The 26,778-nt window shown below is 60.7% G+C and carries 23 protein-coding genes, 2 pseudogenes and 1 CRISPR repeat array; of the genes and pseudogenes, 22 read left to right on the top strand and 3 right to left on the bottom strand.

Annotation, left to right across the window (positions count from 1 at the left end):
• The first annotated feature begins 125 nt into the window (after positions 1-125).
• From VIZ63_RS13355 to VIZ63_RS13330, 6 genes are all read left to right on the top strand, one after another.
• Positions 126-2,012, top strand: coding sequence for a gamma-glutamyltransferase family protein (locus tag VIZ63_RS13355; RefSeq protein ID WP_349261188.1), 1,887 nt, complete (start codon positions 126-128; stop codon positions 2,010-2,012).
• Between the two features lie 250 nt (positions 2,013-2,262).
• On the top strand, positions 2,263-4,560 hold the full coding sequence (locus VIZ63_RS13350; protein WP_331610147.1) for a putative bifunctional diguanylate cyclase/phosphodiesterase: 2,298 nt from the start codon (positions 2,263-2,265) through the stop codon (positions 4,558-4,560).
• Between the two features lie 192 nt (positions 4,561-4,752).
• Entirely contained in the window at positions 4,753-5,067 is a 315-nt protein-coding gene (locus VIZ63_RS13345) for a hypothetical protein (protein WP_331610146.1), read from the top strand.
• A complete protein-coding gene (locus VIZ63_RS13340; protein ID WP_331610145.1) occupies positions 5,064-5,474 on the top strand; it encodes a hypothetical protein in 411 nt (136 codons plus the stop codon). The genes VIZ63_RS13345 and VIZ63_RS13340 overlap by 4 nt, the downstream gene beginning before the upstream one ends.
• A 147-nt stretch (positions 5,475-5,621) precedes the next feature.
• Entirely contained in the window at positions 5,622-6,188 is a 567-nt protein-coding gene (locus tag VIZ63_RS13335; protein ID WP_331610144.1) for a sigma-70 family RNA polymerase sigma factor, read from the top strand.
• Complete coding sequence (locus tag VIZ63_RS13330) at positions 6,175-6,849, top strand: DUF3379 family protein (RefSeq protein WP_331610143.1); 675 nt, start codon at positions 6,175-6,177, stop codon at positions 6,847-6,849. The genes VIZ63_RS13335 and VIZ63_RS13330 overlap by 14 nt, the downstream gene beginning before the upstream one ends.
• 289 nt (positions 6,850-7,138) lie before the next feature.
• On the opposite strand, the gene VIZ63_RS13325 is transcribed toward VIZ63_RS13330, so the two are convergent.
• Together VIZ63_RS13325 and VIZ63_RS13320 are read right to left on the bottom strand one after the other, a co-directional pair.
• Positions 7,139-7,981, bottom strand: coding sequence for a DUF692 domain-containing protein (locus tag VIZ63_RS13325; RefSeq protein ID WP_331610142.1), 843 nt, complete (start codon positions 7,979-7,981; stop codon positions 7,139-7,141).
• Between the two features lie 86 nt (positions 7,982-8,067).
• Entirely contained in the window at positions 8,068-8,343 is a 276-nt protein-coding gene (locus VIZ63_RS13320; RefSeq protein ID WP_331610141.1) for a hypothetical protein, read from the bottom strand.
• Positions 8,344-8,527: 184 nt separating this feature from the next.
• On the opposite strand from VIZ63_RS13320, the gene VIZ63_RS13315 reads away from it, so the two are divergent.
• Positions 8,528-8,983, top strand: coding sequence for a DoxX family protein (locus tag VIZ63_RS13315; RefSeq protein ID WP_331610140.1), 456 nt, complete (start codon positions 8,528-8,530; stop codon positions 8,981-8,983).
• Positions 8,984-8,991: 8 nt separating this feature from the next.
• On the opposite strand, the pseudogene VIZ63_RS13310 reads toward VIZ63_RS13315, so the two are convergent.
• Positions 8,992-9,570, bottom strand: a pseudogene (locus VIZ63_RS13310) (Uma2 family endonuclease).
• 146 nt (positions 9,571-9,716) lie between these two features.
• Here VIZ63_RS13310 and glpK point away from each other — a divergent pair.
• The 15 genes and pseudogenes from glpK (at position 9,717) to cas2 (ending at position 25,560) form a co-directional block, all read left to right on the top strand.
• Positions 9,717-11,204 (top strand): glycerol kinase GlpK, encoded by a 1,488-nt coding sequence (gene glpK, locus VIZ63_RS13305; RefSeq protein ID WP_331610139.1) that lies wholly within the window; start codon positions 9,717-9,719, stop codon positions 11,202-11,204.
• Between the two features lie 210 nt (positions 11,205-11,414).
• Complete coding sequence (locus VIZ63_RS13300) at positions 11,415-12,113, top strand: riboflavin synthase subunit alpha (protein WP_331610138.1); 699 nt, start codon at positions 11,415-11,417, stop codon at positions 12,111-12,113.
• Between the two features lie 31 nt (positions 12,114-12,144).
• Positions 12,145-12,807, top strand: a complete 663-nt coding sequence (locus VIZ63_RS13295; RefSeq protein ID WP_331610137.1) for an HAD family hydrolase — start codon at positions 12,145-12,147, stop codon at positions 12,805-12,807.
• An 824-nt stretch (positions 12,808-13,631) separates the two neighbouring features.
• A pseudogene (locus VIZ63_RS25645) lies at positions 13,632-13,730 on the top strand (SEC-C metal-binding domain-containing protein); the annotation flags it as partial.
• A gap of 21 nt (positions 13,731-13,751) precedes the next feature.
• Complete coding sequence (locus VIZ63_RS13285; protein WP_331610136.1) at positions 13,752-14,714, top strand: helix-turn-helix transcriptional regulator; 963 nt, start codon at positions 13,752-13,754, stop codon at positions 14,712-14,714.
• Between the two features lie 214 nt (positions 14,715-14,928).
• The gene (locus VIZ63_RS25640; RefSeq protein WP_414703797.1) at positions 14,929-15,282 is read left to right on the top strand and encodes a DUF1016 N-terminal domain-containing protein; all 354 of its coding nucleotides are present in this window, start codon (positions 14,929-14,931) and stop codon (positions 15,280-15,282) included.
• Between the two features lie 86 nt (positions 15,283-15,368).
• A complete protein-coding gene (gene cas7g, locus VIZ63_RS13280; protein WP_331610135.1) occupies positions 15,369-16,577 on the top strand; it encodes a type I-G CRISPR-associated RAMP protein Csb1/Cas7g in 1,209 nt (402 codons plus the stop codon).
• Between the two features lie 3 nt (positions 16,578-16,580).
• Complete coding sequence (csb2, locus tag VIZ63_RS13275; RefSeq protein WP_331610134.1) at positions 16,581-17,978, top strand: type I-G CRISPR-associated protein Csb2; 1,398 nt, start codon at positions 16,581-16,583, stop codon at positions 17,976-17,978.
• Complete coding sequence (cas3g, locus tag VIZ63_RS13270; RefSeq protein WP_331610133.1) at positions 17,975-20,794, top strand: type I-G CRISPR-associated helicase/endonuclease Cas3g; 2,820 nt, start codon at positions 17,975-17,977, stop codon at positions 20,792-20,794. The genes csb2 and cas3g overlap by 4 nt, the downstream gene beginning before the upstream one ends.
• Positions 20,791-21,681 (top strand): type I-G CRISPR-associated protein, Cas3-extension family, encoded by an 891-nt coding sequence (locus VIZ63_RS13265; protein ID WP_331610132.1) that lies wholly within the window; start codon positions 20,791-20,793, stop codon positions 21,679-21,681. Before cas3g ends, VIZ63_RS13265 begins: the two co-directional genes overlap by 4 nt.
• 187 nt (positions 21,682-21,868) lie before the next feature.
• Positions 21,869-22,357, top strand: coding sequence for a hypothetical protein (locus VIZ63_RS13260; RefSeq protein WP_331610131.1), 489 nt, complete (start codon positions 21,869-21,871; stop codon positions 22,355-22,357).
• A complete protein-coding gene (locus VIZ63_RS13255; RefSeq protein ID WP_331610130.1) occupies positions 22,332-22,514 on the top strand; it encodes a hypothetical protein in 183 nt (60 codons plus the stop codon). Before VIZ63_RS13260 ends, VIZ63_RS13255 begins: the two co-directional genes overlap by 26 nt.
• 245 nt (positions 22,515-22,759) lie before the next feature.
• Positions 22,760-23,320, top strand: coding sequence for a Uma2 family endonuclease (locus tag VIZ63_RS13250; protein ID WP_331610129.1), 561 nt, complete (start codon positions 22,760-22,762; stop codon positions 23,318-23,320).
• Positions 23,321-23,551: 231 nt separating this feature from the next.
• Positions 23,552-25,264 carry a CRISPR-associated endonuclease Cas4g/Cas1g gene (gene cas4g/cas1g / locus VIZ63_RS13245; protein ID WP_331610128.1) on the top strand — a complete coding sequence of 571 codons (1,713 nt, stop codon included), beginning with the start codon at positions 23,552-23,554 and terminating at the stop codon, positions 25,262-25,264.
• 2 nt (positions 25,265-25,266) lie between these two features.
• Positions 25,267-25,560, top strand: a complete 294-nt coding sequence (gene cas2, locus VIZ63_RS13240; RefSeq protein ID WP_331610127.1) for a CRISPR-associated endonuclease Cas2 — start codon at positions 25,267-25,269, stop codon at positions 25,558-25,560.
• Between the two features lie 196 nt (positions 25,561-25,756).
• A CRISPR array of direct repeats spans positions 25,757-26,726; the repeat unit is 36 nt; unit sequence GTTTCCGCAGCGTGATCGCTGCGGCCTCATTGAAGC.
• Positions 26,727-26,778: the final 52 nt, after the last annotated feature.

The following is a 26,778-nucleotide window of genomic DNA, read 5'->3' as shown; positions in this document are numbered from 1 at the left end:
CAACGATTGGCCGCAAAAAAAACGCAAAGATCGCGAAGGGGAAGCGTGATCAATGCAACGATTCATCCATGCGCCATTTGCGACTTTTGTGGCTATTCCCGGTTTTCTTCCAATCGAGGATCGACATGAAGCGACTACATCGTGCTGTTGCCGTTATCTGCAGTCTTACGTGCCTGATCTTTGCGGCCAACGCTTCCCAAGCGAAGTCCGTGAAACCCGTCCTGCATGGCCAGCACTGGGTCGCCGTGACGGGCAAGCCGCTCGCCGCGACAGCGGGTGCGAAGATATTCATACAGGGCGGCAATGCGGTCGATGCGGCGTGCGCGATGATCGCGGCGACCTCGACGATGTGGGACACGCTCGGCTGGGGCGGCGAAACGCAGGCGCTCATCTACAACCCGCACACGGGCAAGGTCATCGGTGTGAATGCGCTGGGCGTGGCGCCAACGGGTGCGACGCCGGAGTTCTTCAGGAAGAAGGGCTACGACTATCCGCCGGAGTTCGGTCCGCTCGCGGCGGTCACGCCGGGGACACCGGGCGGCATCATGGTGATGCTGGCCGAGTACGGCACACTCAGTCTCGCCGAAGTGCTGGCGCCATCGATCGAAATGGCGGACGGGTATCCGATCGAAGAGCAGGCGGCGAACACGATCGAAAAGTGGAAGGACGAGCTGCGCAAGTGGCCCGAGTCGAAGAAGACCTTCCTGGTTCACGATGGCGATCCCGCATTCAAGGGTCGCGCTGCGCCGGTCGCGGGTGAGATTTTCCGTCAACCCGAACTGGCGACGACGCTGCGCAAACTGGTCGAAACCGAAGCGGCCGCGCTCAAGGCAGGAAAGTCGCGCAAGGAGGCGATCCTCGCTGCGTACGATCGTTTCTACAAAGGCGACATCGCGAAGGAATTCTCGCGTGGCTCGCGCGAGCTGGGCGGTCTGCACACGCCGGAGGATCTCGCCAACTGGCAGGTTCATCTCGAAGAGCCTGTGTCCACCAGCTACCGTGGCATCGATGTCTACAAGCTGACGACGTGGGTGCAGGGGCCGTCGATGCTGCAGGCGCTGAACATCCTCGAGAACTTCGACCTGCAGTCGATGGGCTACAACAGCTCGCGTTACATCCATACCGTCTACCAGGCGATGAGCCTGGCGTTCGCCGATCGCGATTTCTACTACGGCGATCCGCGCTTTCCGCCCGAGGAGCCGATCCGCGGCCTGTTGTCGAAGGACTATGCGCGTGAACGCGCGAAGCTGATTCGCACGGATCGCAACGATCCGGACATTCGTCCCGGCGACCCGTATCCATTCCAGAACGCGACCAATCCCTTCAAGCCGCAACTCGACCAGTGGCGCACCGTGAAGCCGGTTCCTGGCAAGACGCCGCCGGCACAGTGGAGTCCGATCGCGCTCGCGGAGTTCGATCGCACGTTCCGTCTCGGCACGACCAGCGTCGAAACGGCCGACAAGGAAGGCTGGGTCGTATCGGTGACGCCCAGCGGCGGCTGGATTCCTGCAGTGATCGCCGGCAAGACCGGCATCGGCATGAGCCAGCGCATGCAGAGCTTCGTGCTCGATGCCGCCGACAATCCTTTCAACGTCGTTGCCCCGGGCAAGCGGCCGCGCGCGACGCTCACGCCGTCGCTGGCCATGAAGGACGGCAAGCCATTGCTCGCGTTTGCCGTGCAGGGCGGCGATACGCAGGAGCAGAACCTGCTGCAGTTCTTCCTGAATTTCGTCGACTTCGGCATGAACGTTCAGGAGGCCGCCGAGGGCGCGAACATCACCAGCTACCAGCTGCGCGATTCCTTCGGCGCCCACGAATCCTTTCCCGGCCGCCTGACACTGACGAATTCCATCCCGGCCTGGGTCCGCAGCGACCTGCAGCGCATGGGCTACAAGCTGGAATTCGTCGAGAACAATTCCGGCCCCGTCACGGCGATCTACCTCGATCGCCAGCACGGCACCATGGCCGGCGCGGCTGCCTGGTACGGCGAGGACTATGGCATCGCCTGGTGACGAAGACCGGAACCAGAGCCGCAAAAGACCGCAACCAAGAATGTTTTCCTGCGGCCTGTGTTCCCTTGCTCCATGACAGTGCGCCGTCGATAACAGCGCCAGTCGACTGTGCGTCGATCGCGTGAATTCACGTCCTGAACAACGGCTCGATGAGGTTTGGCGGGACGCATCAATTCTGTGACAAGCTGCGCGCCGTCCATGGCTCGCGGGCTGGTATCTAACTGTTCCTCACAGAACACCCTCGCCTGGCATGAAGTCTTCCGTTCAGACCCAGATCCACACCGAGCAAGCTGGCGCCCCGCAGGCCGTGACCAACGCATTCGATGAATCCCTGCGTCCCGTGTCTGTCGCGGCGACCGTGCCGGAAGACCCGCGATCCGCCGATCCGTTGGAGTCGTCCGGCGTATTTCTCGCGGACCTGCTCTCCGTTGGTGCGGACGACATGCCCGCCTTCGACACCACCGTCATCAGCGGCCAGACGGCGCGCATGCTGCGAACGCTGCTCGGCAATCTCGACGGCATGGTCTATCGCTGCCGCTACGACGCGAACTGGACGATGGAGTTCATCAGCGATGGGTGTCGTCGCCTGACCGGGTACGACACGGACGATCTGCTGATGAACAATCGTGTGTCGTACGACCACATCACACACGCCGAGGACCGCCAGCGGGTCCGTGACGAGGTTGCCAGCGGCCTGCAGCTGCGACAGCGCTTCGACTGCGAATACCGGATCGTGCATGCCAGCGGCGACATTCGCTGGGTGTGGGAGCGCGGCGCCGGCGTATACGACATGCGCGGCGAACTCGTGGCGATCGAAGGCATGGTGCAGGACATCACCGAGCGCAAGGAATCGGCGCAGGCCCTGCGCGAGGCCGAGCGGCGTTACTACAATCTGTTCGAGAACGCGATCGAAGGTGTCTTCCGCACCACGCCGGATGGCCAGTACCTCGATGCGAACCCTGCGCTGGCGCGTATCTACGGCTTCGATTCGCCCGCGGAGTTGATCAGCAAGCTGCGGGACATCCGTCACCAGCTCTACGTCGATCCGTCGCGCCGTGACGAGTTCATGCACCTGATCAAGAGCCGCGGTGTAGTCGCAAACTTCGAAGCGCAGATCTATCGCAAGAACGGCGAAGTCATCTGGATCGCGGAGAACGCCCGCGCCGTGCACAACGACGCTGGCAATGTCCTGTGTTACGAAGGCACGGTCGAGGACGTCACCGAGCGCAAGCTCTATCAGGCACGCATCGAACAGCAGGCGAGCTACGACACATTGACGGGACTCGCGAACCGGTCCTTGTTGAACGATCGCCTGCAGCAGGCGATCCTCACGGCGTCGGGCTATGCCACGCGACTGGCTGTCGTCTTCGTCGATCTGGATCGCTTCAAGTTCATCAACGACAGCCTGGGTCATCATGTCGGCGACGAGTTGCTGCGCGCGATGGCGGAACGACTCAAGAGCAGCGTACGCGAGAGCGACACGGTGGCGCGGCTGGGCGGCGACGAGTTCGTGCTCCTGATCAACGGACAGCGCGATCCGGACGCCGTGGCCATGGTGCTCGAGCGCATGCTCTCGGACATCTCCCAGCCGTGGACCATCCCGCAAGGCGACTTCAACGTCACCTGCAGCATCGGTGTCGCGCTGTATCCCGATGACGGCGACAACGCACAGACCCTGCTCAAGCACGCCGACACGGCCATGTATCGCGCCAAGGAAAAGGGTCGCAACAACTTCCAGTTCTTCACGCCGGAGATGAATGCGCTGATCACGCAGCGATTGGAACTCGAGAACAAGCTGCGCCGTGCGCTGGAGCGCCAGCAGTTCGATCTGCACTACCAGCCACGCATCGATATGAAGACCGGCCGCATCGTCGGCGCGGAGGCGCTGATTCGCTGGCAGGTGTCTCCGCTGGAGATCGTGCCGCCGTCGCGTTTCATTCCGATCGCCGAAGAGATCGGCCTGATCACGCCGATCGGCAAATGGGTGCTGCGTACGGCCTGTCAGCAGAACAAGATCTGGCAGGACGCGGGGCTCGATCCATTCGTGATCTCGGTGAACGTGTCGGCACGGCAGTTCCGGCAGGAGAACTTCGTGCAGACCGTGGCCGAGGTGCTGCGCGAGACCGGGCTCGAATCGCGCTATCTGGAGATCGAACTCACCGAAAGCGCCGTGATGCATGACGCGGAGCAGTTCATCGCCATGCTGGATGAGCTGAACGATCTGGGCGTGCAGATCTCGCTGGACGATTTCGGCACCGGCTATTCCAGTCTCAGTTACCTGAAGCGTCTGCCGGTCGACCGTCTCAAGGTCGATCGCTCCTTCGTGCAGGACATCGCCACCGATGCCGACGATGCGACCATCGTGCGAACCATCATCGCGCTCGGCCACAACCTGGGACTCAAGGTGGTGGCGGAGGGTGTCGAGACCGAACAGCAGCTCGAGTTCCTGCGCAGCAACCACTGCGATGAATTACAGGGTTACTACTTCGCCAAACCCATGTCGGTCGCCGACTTCGCGCGGGCCGTACTGGGAGTGAGGGAAGACTAGCGATCCTCAAAGAAGGAAATGGCGGTCGACGGACGTCGACAAGGAGGCTCCGCTCTTCCTTGCCGAAGGCCCGCTTGTCGAAGACCTCCCTTGCCAACGGCCTCCCTGTCGACGTCCGTCGACCGCCATTTTCATTCTTGCCTCTTCCATCGGTGTTTGTTACCTTGGTACCAAGTTACCAAGGTACAGATCATGACCGAAGTCACGCGAGTCCAGACCGGGGTGCGGCTGGAAGCCCGGCTGCTGAATGTCCTCAAGGCGCTGGCGGCGCTGAAGGGCATGACGCTGGGCGATCTGCTCGAAGGGATCGTGCTCCATGCCTTCGAGGGTGAAACGGCGTTCAATGCCGCCACCCTGAAGCAGATTGCCGATCTCAAGAAGGTCTACGGCCTCGATCTCACGGCGGCGGACAGCCACGGATTGGTGGAATCTGCGCCCGCCGCAAAGTCTGCGGTCTCGACAAAGTCTGCGAAGTCGACCACGACCCGCAAATCGAGCCGGTCATGAGCGTGGTCGCGCACAAGATGCCGGACGACCCGCTGAGCGCCTTCGACGCCGGCACGTTGCCGCCAGCGCTCTTTACTCACCGTCTGCATCTCGCGGTGGGCTGGTCCTACCTGCAGCGATACGGATTTCCCGAGGGTGTTGTGCGCTTTCGCGAGCGACTGCGTGCCTACGTTGCGGCGGTTGGTGCGGAGGCCAAATATCACGAGACCCTGACCTGGGCGTACATGATCCTGATGAATGAAGAGCGTGTCCTGCGTTCAGTTGCCGGGGAGAGCTTCGACACGATGATCGCCCGCCGTCCGGACCTGCTGGATCATCGCAACGGCGCGATCACGACCGTGTATGCCAGGGACGAACTCGACTCCGATGCGGCGCGGCGGGTATTGGTCCTGCCGCGTCGTTCCTGAACCGGGGCGACGGATCGATGGCTCGACGCCCATGCTTGACGCCCATGCATGGCTCGTCAATTCTCAGCCCTCAGCCCTCAGCCCTCAGCCCTCAGCCCTCAGCCCTCAGCCCTCAGCCCTCAGCCCTCAGCCCCTGGCTCGTCTGCAATGTCTTCCCCCTCCGACCGGTCTGTTGACCTGACAGCTGCTGCTGTTGCGGACGACCGCCAGCGCTTCGAAGCGCTGTGTCTGCCGTACAAGGCGGATCTGTACCGGTTCGTGTTCTGGTTGTGTCACAACCACACCCTGACCGAAGACGTGACGCAGGAGACGCTGTTGCGTGCTTGGCGCTCCATCGGTTCGTTGAGCGATGCCAATGCCGTCCGGCCCTGGCTCCTGACCATCGCGCGTCGCGAGCTGGCTCGTACCTTCGAGCGCAAGCAACTGGAGACGGTGGATCTGGACAGCGCGCTGGCCGTGGGAGATCCAGCATTCGCTGCGCACGACCATCGCGAGGTGGATGAAATGCGCGCCGCGATCCTGCAGCTCGATGCCGGCTTTCGCGAACCCCTGATGCTGCAGGTGTTGTTCGGCTACTCCACGGAGGAGATTGCGAAGCACATGGAACTCAGCGTGCCGGCGGTACTGACGCGCCTGTACCGCGCGAGGAACGTGTTGCGTCGGAAAATGCTCGGCGAAATGCCGGATGAGAGTGATGTCGATGAACTGTCTTGAGTTCCGCCGCCAGGTCGGCGCCGAGCCGCATTCGCAGGCTCCGGAGATTGCGCAGCACGCTGCGCAATGTGTCCCGTGCGCGCGCTTCCGGCAGCAGATGCAGCAGATGGATTCGCTCATCCATCGCGCTTTCGCCATCGATGTGCAGGCACCGGCGGCGCAGCCTGCCGCAGCGCCGCGTCGTCGTATGTTGCAGTGGGGACTGGCTGCCAGTGTGATGCTCGCGGTCGCCGTGACGATCCTCTGGCTCGGCTTCCCGCGCGACACGCTGGCAGAAGAAGTCATTGCGCACGTAATGGACGAACCGGAATCGTTGCGGTCCGGCGCTCCCATCGATCAGGCGGAGCTCGCCGACGTTCTGGCGGCCTCGCAGTTGCTGCTGCGTCCTGGCATGAACGACGTGTCCTATGCCTCGTCCTGTCCCTTCCGCGGCAATCGCGTACCGCACTTCGTGGTGCAGACGGCCCGTGGCCCGGTGACGGTCATGTTGCTGACGAAGGAAGCCCCGGTGCCAGGGACACGGCAGTTCAAGGAGGAGGGATTCGAAGGCGTGATCATGCCCGCGCCGCGTGGCCTGCTGGTCGTGCTTGGCAAGGATGCGCTGCTCGAAGAAATCGCCACGAAGGTGTTCGCAGCGGTCGATTACCAGATGGGTTGGTGAAGGGTGGTTCCTTGAGGGACCTCTGATTTTATTCTCCGTTCGCCCTGAGCAACGTCGAAGGGTGAACGCTACAACGCTGCAACTGGAGCACTATTTTCGAGAGGTGCTTCGATGGATGAACCAGTCCCTTCGGTCACAAGCTCAGCACGAACGGAATTAATAGAGGTGCCTCAAGGACAGTCTGAGTGATTTCTGTGGGTCCGACTCTGGTCGGACCTCTGAGAAGATTGTCCGGCTACGACCGGACGCTTGAGTCAGTGCCATTGGACTTTGGCCTAAACCGGCCCCGTTACGCCACCTGCATCCGCACGTCACCCGCAATCTTCCGTGCCCGATCCAGCTCCGCCACCAACTCAGCCAGCGGCGGAATATTCGAGTCCCGCTCGATCATCGTCGACACATTGGGAAAGCGTCGTACGGCTGCGCGATACAGATCCCACACCGCCTCCGGCACGGGCTGGTCGTGCGTATCGATCAGCAGAGTGTCCTGCCGTGTATGTCCTGCGAGGTGCATCTGGCGCACACGACTCACGGGCACGCCCGCCAGGAACTCGTGGGCATCGAAGCCGTGATTGACACTGCTGACGTAGATATTGTTGACGTCGAGCAGCAGCTCGCAGTCCGCTTCCTCGCACAGCGCGGCCAGGAATTCCCATTCCTGCATGCGTGACTGCGAATACGACACGTAGCTGGACACATTCTCCAGCAGGATGCGTCGACCGAGAAAATCCTGGACCTCGCGCACGCGCCGACTGACGTGCAGCAATGCCTCGTCCGTGTATGGCAATGGCATCAGGTCGTGCAGATTGGTGCCGTCGACCCCCGTCCAGCACAGATGATCGGAGATCCACGCCGGTTCGACTCGCCGCGCGAGCGACTTCAGGTCACGCAAGTAGTCGCGGTTCAGCGCATCGGTACTGCCGATCGACAGCGACACCCCGTGCATGACCAGCGGATAGCGTTCGCGAATCCGATCCAGGTAGTGCAGGGGACGCCCGCCCGGAATCATATAGTTCTCGCTGATGACCTCGAACCAGTCGATCGCCGGACGCTGCTGCAACGCGTCTTCGTAATGATCCGGTCGTAAACCGAGGCCGAAGCCGAGAGACGTATTGGGCGTTGTGGTGGGCATGAGAGTTAAGGGCTGGTTGCCGGGCCACTATGCAGGCGACGGTCAGAGCACTTTACCTCTGACCGTCGCCTGTCGCTCGTCGCGGATCAGGACTTCTTCTTTTCCGCATCCATCATTTTCGCCTTGGCGGCATCGCAGTCGGCCTTGCTCAGCGACAGGTAGCCGTGGCCTTTGCAGCTGTTCTGGCCCTGGCAGGCGTTCTGCGCGGTGGCGCACGCAGACTTGCCTTTGCATGAATTGACGCCTTCACACTTCACCTTGGCGTCGTCGGCGGCGCTCACCGGTACAGCACCGAGCGTGCCGAACAGCATGGCGGCAGCCGTAGCGATGGCCGCGCCGGAAACTCTGGTCGAAGTCTTCATGGGCATGTCCTCCTGTGAGTTGACGATTGCATCAGTGCGGAACGACGTCGAATTGCCGTCCTCGCGCATCAGACCGGCGCGCAGGTCCATTCATTACCAGAAGAGCAATCAATGCCTCGCAGGAGCTCTCTGCAATAAATTTCGCAGGCCACCGGTCTGTTGCGAAAACGCAGGGAGAATACGAGTGAACATCATCCAGCGGATTCAACGGATCAATGCCAGCCTGAGGCCTCTGTCGCATCTGGCTGCACCGCTGGCACTACTGACCCGTCTGTATGTCGGCTGGGTATTCCTCAAATCCGGCTGGTTGAAACTGTCCGACTGGGACAGCACGCTGTTTCTATTCCGGGAGGAGTACCGGGTTCCCCTGTTACCGCCCGATTTGGCCGCCGTTGCTGGAACAACGGGAGAAATTGTCTTTTCGATCGTGCTCATCCTCGGAGTGGTCGGACGCCTGAGTGCACTGGGACTGCAAGCCGTCAACATTCTCGCCGTCGTGTCCTATGCACACGTTCTCTTCCAGGAAGGTTTTGCAGCCGCCATCGGCCAGCACTATCTGTGGGGATTCATGCTGCTGATGCTGATCGTCCATGGGCCGGGAAAGTGGTCGGTGGATGGGTGGGTCGACCGGCAGCAATAACCGCAATCCTAGAGATCGAACAACCGGCCGAGCTCAACGCGAATACCGCTCTGGGTCGCGAAGGGTGCGGTCAGATCGGCAGCCGTCATGACCGCGACATCGTCGTAGATGCGGTCGCGTGGACGCCGGCAGCAGGTCAGTTCCTTCGCATTCAGATCGATCAGCCAGAACTCCGGGACGCCATGGGCGGCGTACAGCGGCATCTTGATCTTGCGGTCGTAACGCAGCGAAGTCTCGCTGACCTAGATCGCCAGCAGGACATCGCCAGGGCCTGGATGTGCTCCGGAATAGAAATCGCCGCGAACGCGCAGGAGTTGTAGATCCGGCTGCGGTTCGCTCAGACGACTCAGGCGCAGCGGCGACTGCACCGAAACCAATGCCGCCTTGCCGACGGCAGCGGCCAGCGCATGAGTGAGATAAGTAACGATGGCCGAATGTCTGCTCCCTGGCGGTGCCATATCGATGATCTCTCCATTGATCAGTTCCACCCGCGCATCCGGCGCGAGCACACCCATTTCGCCCATGCGGTAGTAATCCTCGACCGTCAGCCGGTGACGAGGTAGCCAGTCTTCCGTGTTCGCACTCATGTCCTGGTCGCTCATAGGCCCTGACCCACTCAATCTGGCAAATTGCCGTACGCAGCCCGAGTACCTGCGGATTCCGCGCAGAACTGAATGGCTGGCTATCCGGCGGGCTTTGCGTCCCAGCCGCGCTTGCCCTTTAATCCGTATCCATGACCCGCTTCATCGGCGCCATCGACCAGGGAACCACCAGCACCCGCTTCATCGTGTTCGATCAGGCGGGCAGCATCGTGGCGACTGCTCAGAAGGAACACGAGCAGATCTATCCGCAGCCAGGATGGGTGGAGCATTCGCCGGCCGAGATCCTGCGCAATACCGACGAAGTCATTGCGGCCGCGCTGGTGAGAGGCAAGCTGACCGCGCGTGACATCGTCTGTGTCGGCATCACCAATCAACGCGAGACCACGGTGATCTGGGATCGTCGCAGCGGCGCGCCGTTGCACAATGCACTCGTATGGCAGGACACGCGCGTCGATCCGCTGGTCGCTTACTTCGCTGGCCAGGGTGGCAAGGATCGATTCCGCGCTCGCACCGGACTGCCGCTCGCCAGTTATTTCAGCGGACTCAAGCTGCGCTGGTTGCTCGACAACGTGCCTGATGCAAGACGCAGGGCAGAAGCAGGCGAGCTGCAGTTCGGCACGATCGACACCCTGCTGTTGCGCCACCTCACGGGTGCGCTCCACGTCACCGACGTGACCAATGCCAGTCGCACGCAACTCATGAACATCGAGTCGCTGCAATGGGATGACGAGGTGCTGCGGACGTTTCGTATTCCCGCGAGTGTCCTGCCGCGAATCGCCTCTTCCAGCGAGATCTACGGCGAAATCGCACACGGCCCGCTCAAAGGTGTACCGATCGCAGGAATCCTTGGCGACCAGCAAGCCGCGCTGGTCGGGCAGACCTGCTTTGCGCCAGGCGAGGCCAAGAACACCTACGGCACCGGCTGCTTCCTGCTGATGAATACGGGCGAGAGGCCCGTGTCCTCCGTAGCAGGGCTCGTGACCACAGTCGCTTATCGATTCGGTGCGGCACCGGCGTGCTATGCGCTGGAAGGCTCGATCGCGATCTCCGGTGCACTGGTCCAATGGCTCCGCGACAATCTCGGCATCATTCGCAGCAGCGCCGAGATCGAATCGCTCGCGGCCAGCGTGGCCGACAACGGCGACGTCTATGTCGTCCCCGCGTTCTCGGGTTTGTATGCGCCTCACTGGAAGGATCACGCCCGCGGGGTGATCGTCGGTCTGACCCACTACGCAACCAGGGCGCACATCGCGCGCGCAGCACTCGAGGCCACCGCTTATCAGACGTGCGAAGTGCTGGCAGCGATGGAGCAGGATTCCGGTATTCGGCTAGCGGAACTGCGCGTCGACGGCGGCATGGTCGTGAACGAACTGCTGATGCAGTTCCAGGCCGACATGCTCGATGTGACGGTCGTTCGTCCGCAAGTGACGGAAACCACCGCACTCGGCGCAGCGTATGCGGCCGGACTCGCCACCGGTTATTGGAAGGACACCCACGACCTGCGGAAGAACTGGGGCGTGGATCGCAAATGGACACCGGCCATGGCCCGGGATCAGCGCGGCCGGCTGTATGCGTCGTGGCAGAAGGCGGTGGCGCGGTCGATGAATTGGGTGGAATGAGATTTAAGAGGCTAACCGGCTAACTGGCCAACTGGTCTGCTGGCCAGAGTCGGAGCCAGAGCCGGAGTTCGATTCACCCAACTCTTTCATTTCTCGCCAGTCGGCCAGTTAGCCAGTCAGCCAGTCAGCCGTCGGCCAGTCGCCAGTCAGCCCCTTGTCCATCCTAACCAGCTACCATAGCCACCTTCCCATCAGTGCCTCTCCCGTCCCATGTTTACCGGCATCGTCAAAGGTCTCGGCCGCATTAGCGGCCTGCAACGCAGCAGCGGTCTCGTCACGTTCGACATCGAGTTGCCGTCTGGCGCTGAAACCGATCTCGAGATCGGCGCGAGCGTCGCCGTCGACGGCGTGTGCCTCACGGTGACGTCGACGAGCGGTCCGCATGCGACGTTCGATGTGATGCAGGAGACGCTGACGCGCACCACGCTCGGCGATCTGCGCGAGGGCTCGGCAGTGAACATCGAACGCGCCGCCCGGGACGGCGCCGAGATCGGCGGTCATCCATTGTCAGGCCATATCGATTGCGTCGTGACCGTCGCGGAGGTGCAGACGCCAGAGAACAATCGCGTCCTGACGCTCGCCGTGCCGGCACCCTGGATCCGCTATGTGTTCGCCAAGGGGTACATCGCCTTGAACGGCGCGAGTCTCACCGTCGCCAGCGTCGACAAACGCGCCTCGACGTTCACCGTCTGGCTGATTCCAGAAACGCTGCGCATGACGACCTTCGGCGACAAGCTGGCCGGCGCACGCATCAATATGGAGATCGAACGCAGCACGCAGGTGACGGTCGATACGATCCGCGACTTCCTCGAGGAGCGCCTCGGCCCCTTGCTGCCGCGTCTCGAATCGCTGGCCGAAGAACTTGCCGACGCCTCTGCCGCGAAGTTGACCGACGGCAGGTCGCGCTGACGTACCACAGCGGCGTGTATGATCACGCTCAATGAAATTCCACGCCGCCCTGTTCGATTTCGATGGCACGCTGACCCCCTCATTGCCGCTGTGGGTCCGTGCGTACCAGATTGCGCTCCAGACGTTCGGTATCGAGGCCAGCGACGACGAAGTGCTCAGGCACTGCTTCTTTCGCGACTGCGCCGATGTCGCGGTGATCTACGGAAGCTTTACCGGGCCGGAACTCGAAGTGCAGCTCGACATCGGGTTGCAAGCGGCCTTCCTGCAGGCTGAGCTGTTTCCGCTGGCGCGCGATGTCGTCGCGCACTGCCGGGATCACGGCCTGCACACGGCGCTGGTCACGTCATCGCCGCGCGGTCTGGTGATCGGCGTGTTGCAGCGGCTCGGCATCCTCGAGTCGTTCGACTTCGTGATCTGCGGCGGCGATGTCAGCAACTACAAGCCCCACCCCGAGCCCGTCACCACCGCGCTTGCCGCGCTGAAGTGCGAACCGGCGCGCGCGATGATGATTGGCGATTCGCACGTCGACATCCTCGCCGGCAAGGCCGCAGGCACCCGCACTGCGCTGTATCTGCCCGACGATCATCGCCGGTTTCACAACGTCGAGCGATTGCACGCCACAGGCCCTGATCACATCTTTGCAGACCATGACGAACTGCCTGCGCTTCTGCAATTGCCGGAACTGATCCGTTGAGGGGATCGCCCATGGCAACAGAACTTCCCGTCTATAGCAGCGACGCTCTGAGAGCGATGTCGATCGAGCGGTTGCTCGGACTGCTCGATATCGACGAGGACCGCGTACCGCGCGATGTCATCGACGAATTCGCCGCGCGCGATGCCTCGGCCATAGAAGCGCTGCGTCCGATCCTGGTCGACGGTCCGTATGACGATGACTTTTTATGGATGCGCCTGCATGCCGTCATGATCCTCGGCCTCATCCCCACGGCGGCTGCAGGCGACCTGCTCGTGCAGGCGATGCGGCACATGGATGAGCAGAATGACGAACATCTGCAGGACTGGCTGGCTGGATACTGGCCGGCGCTGTTCCGCAATAAACCGCCGCAGATCCTGCCGGCGGTCGACGCATTGCTGCAGGACGCGCGACGCGGCTCCTATATCCGCATCCAGGCGGCACAGATTCTTCTCGAAGCAAGCGACCGCGGCGGTCCGGCAGAGTTTGAAGCGCAGCTTGCTGCGATCGCTGCGCTGGGTGCTGACGACGATCCGGACATGCGGATGCAGGCCGGCATTCTTCTGCTGAATTTTCCGCGCCCGGCCTATCGGTCATTGCTGGAGTCGCTGGCACGCCGCCCCGAAGACGACGATTTCGTCTTCGGCCGTGACGAAGTCGATGAAGCGTATGCAACCGGCATGGACGACCCCGAGTGGACGCACTTCGCCGATCCGTGGGCATTCTATTCGCCGGATGCCATCGCGACGCGACAGGAGCGCTGGGCCGACGACGCCAACGAGGAATTTCTCGACCCGCCATTCGACGATGAGTGGCTGCCGGAACTGCCCTACGTGCGCGACACGCCTAAAGTAGGACGCAACGATCCCTGTCCCTGCGGCAGCGGCAAGAAATACAAGAAATGCTGTCTCGCTAAAGACACGTAACCATGAACAGGCGGCGGTGACATGGACAAGTTCGACCGCATCTTCCAGCTCCACACGATTCTCGCCGCGCGCCGCACCGCGATTCCACTCGAAGATCTCATGGCGCGGCTCGAGTGCTCGAAGCCCACGCTTCATCGCGTCATCGCCACCATGCGCACGCATCTGAATGCTCCCATCGAGTCCACGATGCACGGGTATCGCTACGCGCCTTCCAGCGCGGGCGATGTCTATCAACTCCCCGGTCTCTGGTTCTCGCCGATCGAACTGCAGGCGCTGGCGGTCGTGAACCGGTTGCTGCAGGACATGGGCAGCGGCCTGCTCGAAGAACACATCGCGCCGCTGGCGAAACGACTGGAGGAACTGTCGCGTCACCACCGTCTCCATCTTGGCGAGGCGGCTGACCGCCTGCGTTTCCCTGCCGTTGCCACGCGTACTGTCGGTGCGGCATTTCAGGTCGCGGCTTCCGCCACACTGCAGCGACGCAAGCTCTGGATCGAATATCACGCGCGCGGTTCGGACGAACGCACCGAACGAACCGTTTCGCCGCAACGCCTGACCCACTACCGCGAAAGCTGGTACCTGGATGCGTGGGACGAGAGCCGCGATGCGCTGCGAAGTTTCTCCATCGACCGCATTGGCCGCTGCGTCGTGCTCGAAGCGCGAGCACTCGATCTGGATGCAGTCCAGCTCGATACGCACTACGCCAGCGCCTACGGCATCTTCGGCGGCCAGGCGGACAAGATTGCGGTGCTGCGTTTCTCCGGCGAACGCGCCCGCTGGGTGGCCGAAGAGCAGTGGCATCCACGACAGCAGGGGCAGCATCTCGATGACGGCAGTTACGAGTTGCGCATTCCGTATGGTGATCCACGCGAGCTCGTGATGGATATCCTGCGCCACGGCCCCGAAGTCGAAGTCATGGAGCCGCCCGCATTGCGCGAGCAGGTTCTCGACCAGCTGAATCGCACGCTCCAGCGATACCGATAGGCGCCCGTTCCGCGGCAGCCGCGATTCCCCGCTCGCGGCATTCGACTGTTCAAAGAATCGACAGTGGACCGCGGACCGATGCGATGTCTACAGTGCAACCGACAGAGTCGCTGAGATCGGGAACAAAAAGAACGATTTCGATATCACGATTTGAGACTCCCAGCGGATTCAATAGCCATAGTTCCTGGCTTTGAATGAGGGAGCGGGGGAGGAAATGGACACGATCCTTGTCACTGTGATTGCCGCTGTCCTGGCTGCTGCAGCAGCGTGGAATGTGCGCGCGGCACGCGCGCATTCTCGACCAATATCGGTTCAGCTGTACTGCGATATCGGCAAGACGACCCTGGCGCACCACGATCAGGCGGGATGGGGCGCAAAGGCCATCGATCGGCTCTCGCATGACTTGGCCAAGGCATTCCCCGATCAGCGCGGCTTTTCACCGCGCAACCTGAAGTACATGCGTGCGTTCGCTGCAGCCTGGCCGGACGCCGCAACTGTGTGTGCTTTTGACAGGCATTTGGATCTGCCTCGCGTTATTTCCGCGGCGACACGGCCGCGGCCTCATTGATCGAGGGCAGCCCCGCGGCTGTCCTCGATCAGCCTTGAGCTTAGGACCTCTTAGCAAACAGTGGCTCATCACAACGGACACCAACTATGAACCTGCAAGAGATCGTCAAAACCTCCTCAGCAATCCGACTGCGCCAGCGCCTTCTTCCCGAAGGCGGCTCGGGCGACAAGATTTTCCCGCCAACCTTCGCAGGAGGCATGTACTGCTGGGAGCAACGGCGAATCGATGGGAAGAACGTTCCTTGCGTGCTCCTCGATTCCGTCGCCTCTCAAGCCAATCGGCTTGAAGAGTCACTGGCGGAACTGGTATCGGCTGGGTCGATCGAGCTGCCACATCTGGTTGTGAATTTCACCGACGATCTGAGTGATCTTGGGGAGATCAGCACGCTTGCTGCCCCGCATCGGGTGTTTGACGCCATTCTTCGCGACAGCAATTCGAAAGACGGGAAGCCATTCTTCAAGTCCGAGCTCTATAAGCAGCTCACTGCATGCAACATCAGGAACGCAACCGCCCTTTTTGCAAGTTCTCCTTCAGCGTTGTTGTTTGGTTGCTGGGATTCGACGGGAGCCGCGGGCGGGCTCGGCAACAAGTTTGCGCGTAGTGTTACTAGTGAAATCGTCGGCATCAACGCTGAATGGGGCGCGACCCAGGGTGGCGTGCGACAAGACCCGCTGGGTATCAGTTCGAATGTGGAAATCGCCATTGATCAAGAGGGCGACTGGTCTGTGGTAGGTAAGGCCTCAGGTGGAAAAAAGGAGCGGGCGAAGGGTACGCGTCCATCCGAGATCAATCACGGCAATGTGTTGCTGAAAGTCGAATCTGGAACCCGCGAAACAGTGGATGCCGACGGAGTGATCCAGTCACAGCGGATGTCATTGAAAGGCGGAGTCACCGTTGATCACGCATTGCAGACGACCGTGCTGTCGTTGACAGCGCTACGGCGTTTGCGCTTCCCGGTCGACGGAAAATCCGGGACAGACGAGATAGCCCGGGCTGTGCTTGCCGCCTTGGCGCTCGTTGCCATCACCGTAGGCCGGGAGCGCGGTTACTGGCTGCGGTCACGTTGTGGTCTGGTTGCAGATGGTATGCAGGAGCTGGAAATCGTAGGCGCCGATGGCTCGTCATCGGCACTCAAGATCGACAGCACAACGGCGATATCTGCTTACAAGGATGCAATCGCCGCGGCGAGAAAAGCGGGATTGCCATGGAATGCTGCGCCTGTTCCTCTGAGCCCGCAGCCGAAACTCATCGATCTGATCAAGAAAAGTCGCCAAGTTCAGTCGCTTGGAGGCTGAGTCATGCTGACCATCGAGGTGGAGTTCCTCATGGGCCGCGTAACGCTCAGTCAATGGGAGGACCGGACGCAGGCCGAGTGGCCGCCACATCCGCAACGACTGTTCTCAGCGCTGGTTGCTGCTCATGGTGAGTTGGACGGAGGAGAGGCTTTTGAACGTGCCTTGAGATGGCTCGAGCGTCTGCCCGCGCCAGAGATCAAGGTGGATCTCCTCCCTTCATTGCGCACGTCGCCCAGCTACTTCGTTCCCGTTAACGACGAGGCTGTCAAAGCGGAGAAGGGACGAAGCGATTTCCGACATGTGTTGGATCGGCGAAATCGCCAGGAGCGGTTCTTCCCCACCGTTGTACCGAACGACCCTGTCGTTACGTTTCAATGGCCGGTGGCATCTGGGTTCGAAGATCATCGCGATGCTTTGAGCGGGCTGGTCGAGAACATAACCTATCTTGGTCACAGTTCATCGCCTGTGCGGGCGTGTTTGCGCGCGCAGGCAGTCTTGCCGACTCTTTGCCCGGACGAAGAAGGAAGTTTCTCGCTGCGCGTCCCCGGTGCTGGACGATTCGACCGCCTGGTCTCTGTACATTCGCTTCGCGAAGAAGACGAAAGCGTTCAGCCGCCGCTCGGTAGATTTCAGTCATACGAGCCACCGGACGTCGTCACTCCGAATGTCTTCTCGCGGGACGCGATTGTCGTGGCCTTCGCCGGAGGGCCGCGTCTTGGACTGGATTCGACGTTGCCACTGATGCAGCACATGCGGAACGCCGTACTGGCGAAACTGGGTCCATCTCCTGAAGTGCTCAGTGGGCATGACGATAAGGGGAACATGAGCAGGAAGCCTCATCTATCCATCGTGCCGCTGCCATTCGTGAACTCTCGGCACTCAGACGGTTCGCTGAAGGGTGCCGCGTTCGTTCTGCCATCGGATGCTGACGAGCCGATTCGGCACCGGTTGAGTGCCGCTCTGACGCAAACATGGCAATTACACCTCGGGCCACTCGGTTCGATCGCTGTTGCCCATGTAGATTGGGAATCCAACGACGGATTGAAGTCCCTCAACTTCAGCAAGTACACGCAGGTCGCCGATACATGGGCCACAGTCACACCTGTAGTCTTCGATCGCTATCCAAAGAGTAAAGGACCTACGGCTGCAGAGATCATCGCCGCAGCATGTGAAAGGATCGGCTTGCCCAAGCCCCTGGAGGTGATGATAAGCGCCGTCTCAGCAATAAGCGGGGTGCCGCGCGCCAATGAGTTTCACGGCCGCTCGAAGCAAGTCGACAACAGGCTCCGGCAGCACGCGGTGATCCGCTTCGAACGCGGGATCAAAGGTCCTGTCATCCTCGGGGCTGGCCGCTTCTGCGGATTGGGTCTGTTCATGCCGCTCGGGAAGTCAAAGCCATGAGCGAACTCAACTTCGTTGAATTCTTCACGGACATCCATGGCTACGCCCCCCTGCCGTGGCAAGCCCGTCTGGCACAGAAGCTAGTCACTGATCATACGTGGCCGGACCTTGTCGACCTGCCCACCGCCAGCGGCAAGACTGCGTGCATAGATATTGCGATGTTCCACCTCGCGTGGTGCGCGGCTCATGGCGAGCCGTGGTGTGCAGCTCGACGCATCGCCTTTGTCGTTGATCGCCGTATCATCGTTGACGCAGCGGCCGATCGCGCGGAAGTGCTCCGATCCAACCTGGAGAATCCGCGAACAGAGGCGATTCGACGAATCGCAACAGCATTGATGAGGCTCGGCGGAAAACAACCATTGGTTTGCGAAAAGCTGCGGGGCGGAATGCCTCGCGAACGAGGATTCGCATTGAACCCTGCGCAGCCGATGATCATTACTTCAACGGTGGACCAAGTTGGGTCTCGGTTGCTGTTCCGTGGATTCGGTATGAGTCCCTACTCGTACCCTATCCACGCTGGCCTTCTCGGATATGACTCGTTGCTACTGGTCGATGAAGCGCATCTCAGCCAGCCGTTCATGGATACCGTCGCTGCGATCCGTGCCCGTCAGCAGCAGGCGGAGCATCCGCTGGGGTCCATACAGCCGCTGCGCCTGGTTCCTTTAAGTGCAACAGCCAGAAACACTGGAAGAAAATTCCAGCTGGACGCCCAGGATCTCGCCAATCAGTACTTGAATGAACGACGTACGGCTTCTAAGCCCGCGCGTTTGATTGACGCAGGGAACAAGTTCTCGGATCGGCTGAAAACGCTGTTCAGCGAGACGCTCACACTCTCTCTCTCTATCGATTCACCGGTGCCGGCCGTTGCCGTTGTCGTCAATCGCGTGAAGATTGCGCGTGCGCTGTATGACCTACTGGCCGCCGACAAAATTGCAACCACCTTCGACATAGAACTCATGATAGGCAGAAGCCGCCCTCTTGATCGAGACGTGGTCGCCAAGCGACTTCTCGATCGGGTTGGAGTCAATCGGGTCGGCGGGCGTAAGAGAGGCGTAATTGTCGTCGCCACGCAGACTATCGAAGTCGGTGCGGATCTGGATTTTCAGGGTCTAGTGACCGAGTGCTCTGCTCTGGATGCACTGAGACAGCGATTCGGCCGAGTCGATCGGCTCGGGAAATTCCGAAGGGCACAGGCCGTGATCGTCGGTGGCGGCGAGAGCGAGGATGATCCGGTGTATGGGTCGGCACTCTCGAAGACGTGGTCATGGCTTACGGACGTTGCTTCTTTGCGCGATGGAGTGCGGCGGGTGGATTTCTCCATCGAGTCGATGGAGCAACTGACCCATCGTGCAGATCTGAGCGCATTGTCATCACCCATTCGGGAACAGCTCACATTGACGCCGCTGCACATGGATCTGCTATGTCAGACATCTCCCGTGCCGATGTACAGTCCCGACGTCCCCGCGCTGTTGCATGGTCTGGGGGCTGGTGCACCGGATGTGCAAGTTGTCTGGCGTGCAGGCCTGCCTTTGAGTGGGGGTTCACTCCTGGACGAATCGCGACTGAGTGTCGCTGAAGCGTTGCTCAATCTGAATCCTCCGACCAGCCTGGAATCCATGTCGCTGCCACTTGCAAGCGTTCGATCGTGGTTGTCGGAGAACGCCAAAGACGAAGCGGATCTCGCAGACATCGAAGGCGCATCGGAAGTTGCTTCGGACGAGAACGAGATGGGTCCTCGCTGGGTTCTGCGACGTGCCAGAGGCCGATGGGGAAGGGCGTTCCCACGGGATATCAAACCGGGGGACACGATCGTCGCGCCAAGCGTTTTTGGTGGATGCGACGCATTCGGTTTCGCGCCGGCCGATACACGCCCGGTCTCAGATCTGAGTGCATCCGCGCGAGCTGCATTGCAGAAGTCCGTGCTGGCTGTAGTCACCCAACACTGGATTGAGCAACTCGGGATTGATGCCGAAACTGCGGGTGAGATCTGGCGACAACTTTCGGAAGAGAAGGATCGGGAGGCTCCGCTTCGGGAGATGCTGGAAGCCCTGATCGAATCAATCGGCCCGACGTTACCGCCAGAGCTGGAGTGGATCGCAGCGAAACCAGTGGTCGACACGATTGTTGATCCCAGCGGTTCGCTGTTTGCGTTGGTTCTCACCCAAAGTCGAGTTCAAATCGGTGACATATCCGACGAGGACATCTCATCAAGCAGAACAGTCCCTGTCGCACTTCACGAGCACAACGCCGGTGTGGCAGAACGTGCACGATCGCTGGCGCAGGCGCTGTCGTTGGAAGTGCAACACGTCGAGCACCTCGAACGAGCTGGTCAGCTTCATGATATTGGGAAAGCTGACCCGCGCTTTCAGCAGATGTTGCGTTCCGGAGATGACGACACGCTACCAGGAGTCATATTGGCAAAAGGGTTGCGGGGTTCCCGCCTTGGCCGTAAGGAATCGGCCGAGCGACATGAAGCCTATTCCGTTGCGTTTATCGACAGGTTTCCGGAACTAGTGGGAAACGCGCAGGATCACGAACTCGTTCGGTATCTTATCGGCGTGCACCACGGGCGCGGACGTGCGTTGATGCCAGATCGTGAGGACGAAGGGACGGCATTCGACATCCAGATTGCAGAGCAGAGCTACTCATTCGATGGCTCGGCGGCACTGGGATCACTGCGGGTTGGGTGGTCTTCATTGTTCTGGCGACTCAACCAGCGATATGGGCCGTGGGGGCTCGCTTACCTCGAGTCAATCCTGCGTCTCGCGGATTGGCTTCAGTCCGCCGAAGAACTGGAGAAGAGGGGGCCGGGATGAACTCAATCGCACTCAATGGACTGCTGGGCTCTCACCCGCTGGGCGCGCTCGCGAGCTTCGGCCTGTTGCGGCTAATCAGCGACAAGGATTCGACAGCAAGACTCCACTTCGAAATGCAGGATGATTGGATTGCTCGAATCGGATCTGACTCAATCAGCGGCGAAGACACGTTGATCGAGATGCTCGTCGACTGGATCAACTCAGAAGAACTCACCTCGGCGATGGATTGGGCTGATGATGCACGCGTCCAGCCTGCTGCCTATCGGGACTTGCTGCGAGGGGCAATCGCCGACGGCCGCAGAGCCCGGATGGACATGATGAGTGCGCTGGTCGCGGATGGCGCGACGGACGCTCAAAAAGGTTTGATAAAGCCTTCGGCGTTCTACATGGTGTCTGGGCAGCAGTCATTTCTAGGCGGCTTGCGAGAGATACTCGCTCAAGCGCGGAAATCACCCGAGGCAATCATCCGCGAAGCGATCTTCGGCCCCTGGCGCTATCAAGTTCGGGCGCACAGTTTGGGATGGGATCCGAACACGGAACGGCTATACGCGCTGCGCAGTCGGGCTCCAACGTCAGAGAAGCCCTCATGCGTGGCGGGAGCAGTACTTCTCTCCTTATGGGCAATGCCACTGATGCCGAGTCTCTGTCAGGAGGGGCGTGCTCACACCGTCGGTTTCTATCGCCGACAGAAGACACAGATGTACTCGTGGCCTGTTTTCTCGAGTCCGATAGCGCTCGGTGATCTGAAAACCCTGCTTCAAGTGGGGCATCGAGGCTGGATCAGTTCCGGCAGGAAGCGGTCGGGTATCGAGGCCGTTTTCGAATCCGAGCGCTTCGAGTTCGGTCAGGGGTACGCCGTTTTGCGCCCTGCGCATGTTGCGGGATGAGGATGTCCCATGATGGACGCTCAACTCGTTGGCGTCACTGGATGGCGTCCATCGGCGCCTGAACGTCGCCATCGAGAGCGCGCATCGGCGTCGTGATCTTCAGCTCCGACCCGAATCATCGCTCACTCATGTAAGCGAAATGGCAGCAGTATCCGGTCTCGGTAGGCAGATTGCAGAAATCACCGCAATGTTGAGCAGAGCCGGTGTGCCGTGCGCATTGATCGGCGGCTTCGCCATGGCTTCTCACAATGTGGTCCGTGCCACGCAGGGGGTGGATCTGCTGGTGCCGCTCGAGAGGGCGGATGAGATTGATACGCAGCTGGTGCAACTGGGTTACCGGTGCTTGCATCGCGATTCCAGTGCCGGCAACTATGCACGCCACAGGGAACGGCTGGATTTTCTGTATGCCAGTCGGCCGATCGCATTGCGGTTGCTGAAGAATGCGAGGGAACTGACGACGTCACTGGGATCCCTGCGCGTGATCAGTGCGGAAGGGTTGATCGGCTTCAAGCTGCAGGGGCTGGTCAACGACTCACGCCGGACGCAGGATCTCGAGGACATCCGTGCACTTCTGCGTGTGAATCGCAACACGCTCGATCTCGCGGAGGTCCGTCAGTACCTCCAGCTCTTTAACAGGGAGTCCCTGCTCGATGAAATCCTTGCCCAACTCGATTGATCAACCGTTCGCCAACGACGGTGGCATACAGCCGCCTGTCGCCCCGGACGACGATCCCTTTCGAACACTCGACGAGCTGATGGCTGTCGTCGAAGCCTTATGCCCCGTGTGGCCTGAGCGAGGCGTATTCGTCGATTCAGGAAAGATGTTGTTGTGACGTAAGTCAGGAGGCTCTGCTTTCCGTAGCGAACGACGGCGGCATTCAGCCGCCTGACGTTTCCGACGACGAAATCCTATCGAGCGCTCGACGTTCTCACGCAATTCGGCAGCGTAGAGCAGGCAGCAAGTGGTGACGCGCTGCCCGCTCCATTTCTCTGAAAACGACCGCAATACCGCATCCGCCGTAATGTGCATACGTTCCCGCAGTGGTCATGCCGGCCAATGCGGTAGTACCATCGATTCATGAGCGCAACCAAGGAATACCCGCAGCGGCATGCGATCTCGTCTGACGAGTACGTCCGGATGGGGGAGGCGGGCGTGTTTGCACCGGGCGCGCGACTGGAGCTCATGGATGGAGAGATCGTCGAAATGGCGCCCATCGGAAGTGCGCATGCGGCAGTGGTCAATGCACTTTCGACCTTGCTCAGCAGGTCACTGCTGGACTGCATCGTGTCGATGCAGAATCCACTCGTCCTCGATGACCTGACTGTTCCACAGCCGGATATCTCGGTGCTGAAGAACCGCGACGATAAGTACTTTCGTGCACACCCGCGTCCTGCGGATGCTCTGCTGGTGGTCGAGGTGGCGGATTCGACGTTGCGCTTCGATCTGGAAGCGAAGGTTCCGCTCTATGCACGTGCGGGAGTCCGCGAGACCTGGGTTGTGGATATCGAGAAGCGAGCGATCCACGTGTGCCGGGAGTTGGTAGCGGACCGATACCTGACATGTACCCAATATGCCGGGCATCAGATCATCGAGTTCCAGGGCATCACAGTGCGTGTGAGCGATCTGTTTCCGCTTTGATGCGGCGAGACTGACTCGTCTTCGGGGCGGATGCTTCCAGCCCGTGCGCTGTCTTCGATTTCGACCAGCTTCTCGCGCAATTCGGCAGTCGTCCCATCGGCCGACGTGAACTGCTTCCCAGATTCTCGCTCCTGCTGCCGTTCCCGGCCGCGGAATTCCGCCATGAGTCTCAGATCCTGAGACTACCCGGCGCGATCCTGACCCCAGCCACGGAAACACAGGATTCGTGCGATGGCGGAAGATGCCCCTCCGCAGCAGGAACTGCCGCTCCCGTTCCCGGAGCTCAGCGGCGATCAGCCGTTGCTGCCGGCGCGAATGGTCAACGAGTACCAGTACTGCCCGCGGCTCGCCTATCTGGAATGGGTGCAGGGCGAATGGGCCGAGTCTTCCGATACGGTCGAAGGACGCTACGTTCATCGCCGCGTCGACAAGCCGGGCGGCGATCTGCCTGCCGCGACGGAAGAGAGCGACGAACGGTTTCACGCGCGCTCGATCACGCTCTCATCGAACCGACTCGGCCTGATCGCGAAAATGGATCTGATCGAAGCCGAAGGCAATCGCGTCACGCCAGTCGATTACAAACGCGGCAAGCGTCCGCACGTACCTCGCGGCGCCTACGATCCGGAGCGCGTGCAGTTGTGCGTGCAGGGATTGATCCTCGAAGAGCACGGCTATGTCTGCGAGGAGGGCGTGCTGTATTTCGCGGAAAGCCGTGAGCGGGTGCGTGTGCCATTCGATGAGGAGCTGCGTGCGCTGACGCACAATGCGATTGACGGATTGCGGCTCGTTGCCGCGGGCGGGCAGATTCCACGGCCGCTCGAAGACAGTCCCAAGTGTCCGCGTTGTTCGCTCGTAGGCATCTGCTTGCCCGACGAAGTGAACTCGCTGCATCGACAGGACGTATCGCCGCGTCCGTTGGCAGCCAGTCGTGACGAGGCGTTGCCGTTGTATGTGCAGGCGCGCGGTGCCAAGGTGGCCAAGAAGGGCGAAACACTCGAAATCTCCATCGAAGACAAGCCGGTGCAGACAGTGCGCCTCGTCGATGTATCGCAGCTCGCCATTCTCGGCCAGGTGTATGTAACGACGCCGACACTGCAGGAGCTGATGAGTCGGGAAATACCGATCTCCTGGCATTCCTTCGGCGGCTGGTTCATGGGCCACACGATCGGTACCGGCCACAAGAACGTCGAGATCCGCACAGCACAGTATCGCGCGAGCTTCGACGCACAAGCGTGTCTGCGTCTCGCCAAAGGCGTCGTCGCGGCGAAGATCCAGAACCAGAAAACACTGCTGCGGAGAAACTGGAAGAACGGGGTCATTCCGGAACAGATCATCGACGGATTTCAGCAGGATCAACGCGGTGTTCTGCGCGCGCAGAATCTCGGCGAGTTGCTTGGCACGGAAGGGCAGGCCGCGGCTCGATACTTCGGAAACTTCTCGCAGATGATCAGCCGGGGTGACGATGATTCCCTGCGCTTCGATTTCGAGAAACGCAACCGTCGACCACCTACCGATCCCGTGAATGCCTTGCTGTCCTACGCTTACTCGCTGCTCGTGCGCTCATGGACCGTCGCGCTGACGGCGGTAGGGTTCGATCCATATCGCGGTTTCTATCACCAGCCGCGCTATGGTCGGCCTGCCTTGTCGCTGGACATGATGGAACCATTCCGCCCACTGATCGCAGATTCAAGCGTCATCCAGGCGATCAACAATGGCGAGGTGCGACCGTCGGATTTCATCAGCGTGGCTGGCAGCGTCGCGCTGACGGATGACGGTCGCAAGCGATTCATCGGCACGTTCGAGCGTCGCATGGGTCAGGAGGTGACGCATCCGCTCTTCGGCTACAAGCTGAGCTACCGACGGCTACTGGAGTTGCAGGCTCGATTGCTCAGCAGGCATCTGCTCGGCGAGATTCCGGAATATCCGAACTTCACGACCCGCTGACCATGAAAGAAGAACACCTCTATGTCGTTACCTACGACATCGGCAATCAGAAGCGCTGGCGCCGCGTATTCAACGTAATGAATGGCTATGGTGAATGGCTGCAGCTGTCGGTCTTTCAATGTCGGTTGAGCCGACAACGACATGCAGAACTGGTCGCGCTGCTCGATGGCATGATCCATCACGACGAAGACCATATCCTGTTCGTCGATGTTGGCCCCGCGGATCGCGTAGTCCCGAGAGTGGTAAGCTTGGGCAAGGATTTCGAGCCCGTCGTTCGCGAACCCGTCATCGTTTGATTTGCCGCGCCACGCGAGCGCTGCAGTGATGCTGGAAATCCCGGGGAGCGCTCGCAACTCCCAGCTCTTTGAAAATATGGACCATTTGATTGAATCCGGACTCCGGTTCCCGCGTTATGCATCGTTCCTGGTCCTGACTGTACCGCTCGCAAACCTCGCTGAATCGCGAGGCTATTTGCGGTGTTGCATGCGGACAGTTTCCGCAGCGTGATCGCTGCGGCCTCATTGAAGCTCGCAGTACAAGCTCGCAGCCCAGATGCTCGGACAAGTTTCCGCAGCGTGATCGCTGCGGCCTCATTGAAGCCTTTCTGGACAGTTGCCGATGTGTGGGCCTACATCGGTTTCCGCAGCGTGATCGCTGCGGCCTCATTGAAGCACCGCGCAGAACTACGTCGAACGATCGACCCCGCTGTCGTTTCCGCAGCGTGATCGCTGCGGCCTCATTGAAGCGTGCACGCGTGGTATCGCGATGGGTCGCCCGTGTAGTTTCCGCAGCGTGATCGCTGCGGCCTCATTGAAGCGTAGGGCGCGTAGACAGCACCGAGTGCGCCAGCCGTTTCCGCAGCGTGATCGCTGCGGCCTCATTGAAGCTGCTTGAGCAGCGCGGTCCCGCCGTCGCAGTGCTCCGTTTCCGCAGCGTGATCGCTGCGGCCTCATTGAAGCCCTCCGCCGCCCTTGCTCTTACCGCCGCCTTTGCCGTTTCCGCAGCGTGATCGCTGCGGCCTCATTGAAGCTTTGGCAGCTCCTCGGCCTCATACTTGGCAAAGAGGTTTCCGCAGCGTGATCGCTGCGGCCTCATTGAAGCCCGTCGGTGCTGTTCGTGTTGTTCTCGTACCCGCGCGTTTCCGCAGCGTGATCGCTGCGGCCTCATTGAAGCCGCAGGTACTCGCCGCAGATTTCTCCCAGCTTGTCGTTTCCGCAGCGTGATCGCTGCGGCCTCATTGAAGCCCTGGTCAAAGAGAGTCAAGGATCTGCGCTCGAAAGGGTTTCCGCAGCGTGATCGCTGCGGCCTCATTGAAGCTTGATCGCGTTCTCCAGCTCTTCCATGGTCGGCTGGAGTTTCCGCAGCGTGATCGCTGCGGCCTCATTGAAGCCATTGGGCGGGCGATCCAGGTCGCTCAGGTGACAATGTTTCCGCAGCGTGATCGCTGCGGCCTCATTGAAGCGTTGGCACCGTAGTAGCCGGCGATTCCAGCCAGCTGTTTCCGCAGCGTGATC

The sequence above is a fragment of the Povalibacter sp. genome, from assembly GCF_036520495.1.
Classification (GTDB): domain Bacteria; phylum Pseudomonadota; class Gammaproteobacteria; order Steroidobacterales; family Steroidobacteraceae; genus Steroidobacter.
Note: the sequence above shows the minus strand (reverse complement) of the source record. Positions and strands in the feature narration are given on the sequence as shown.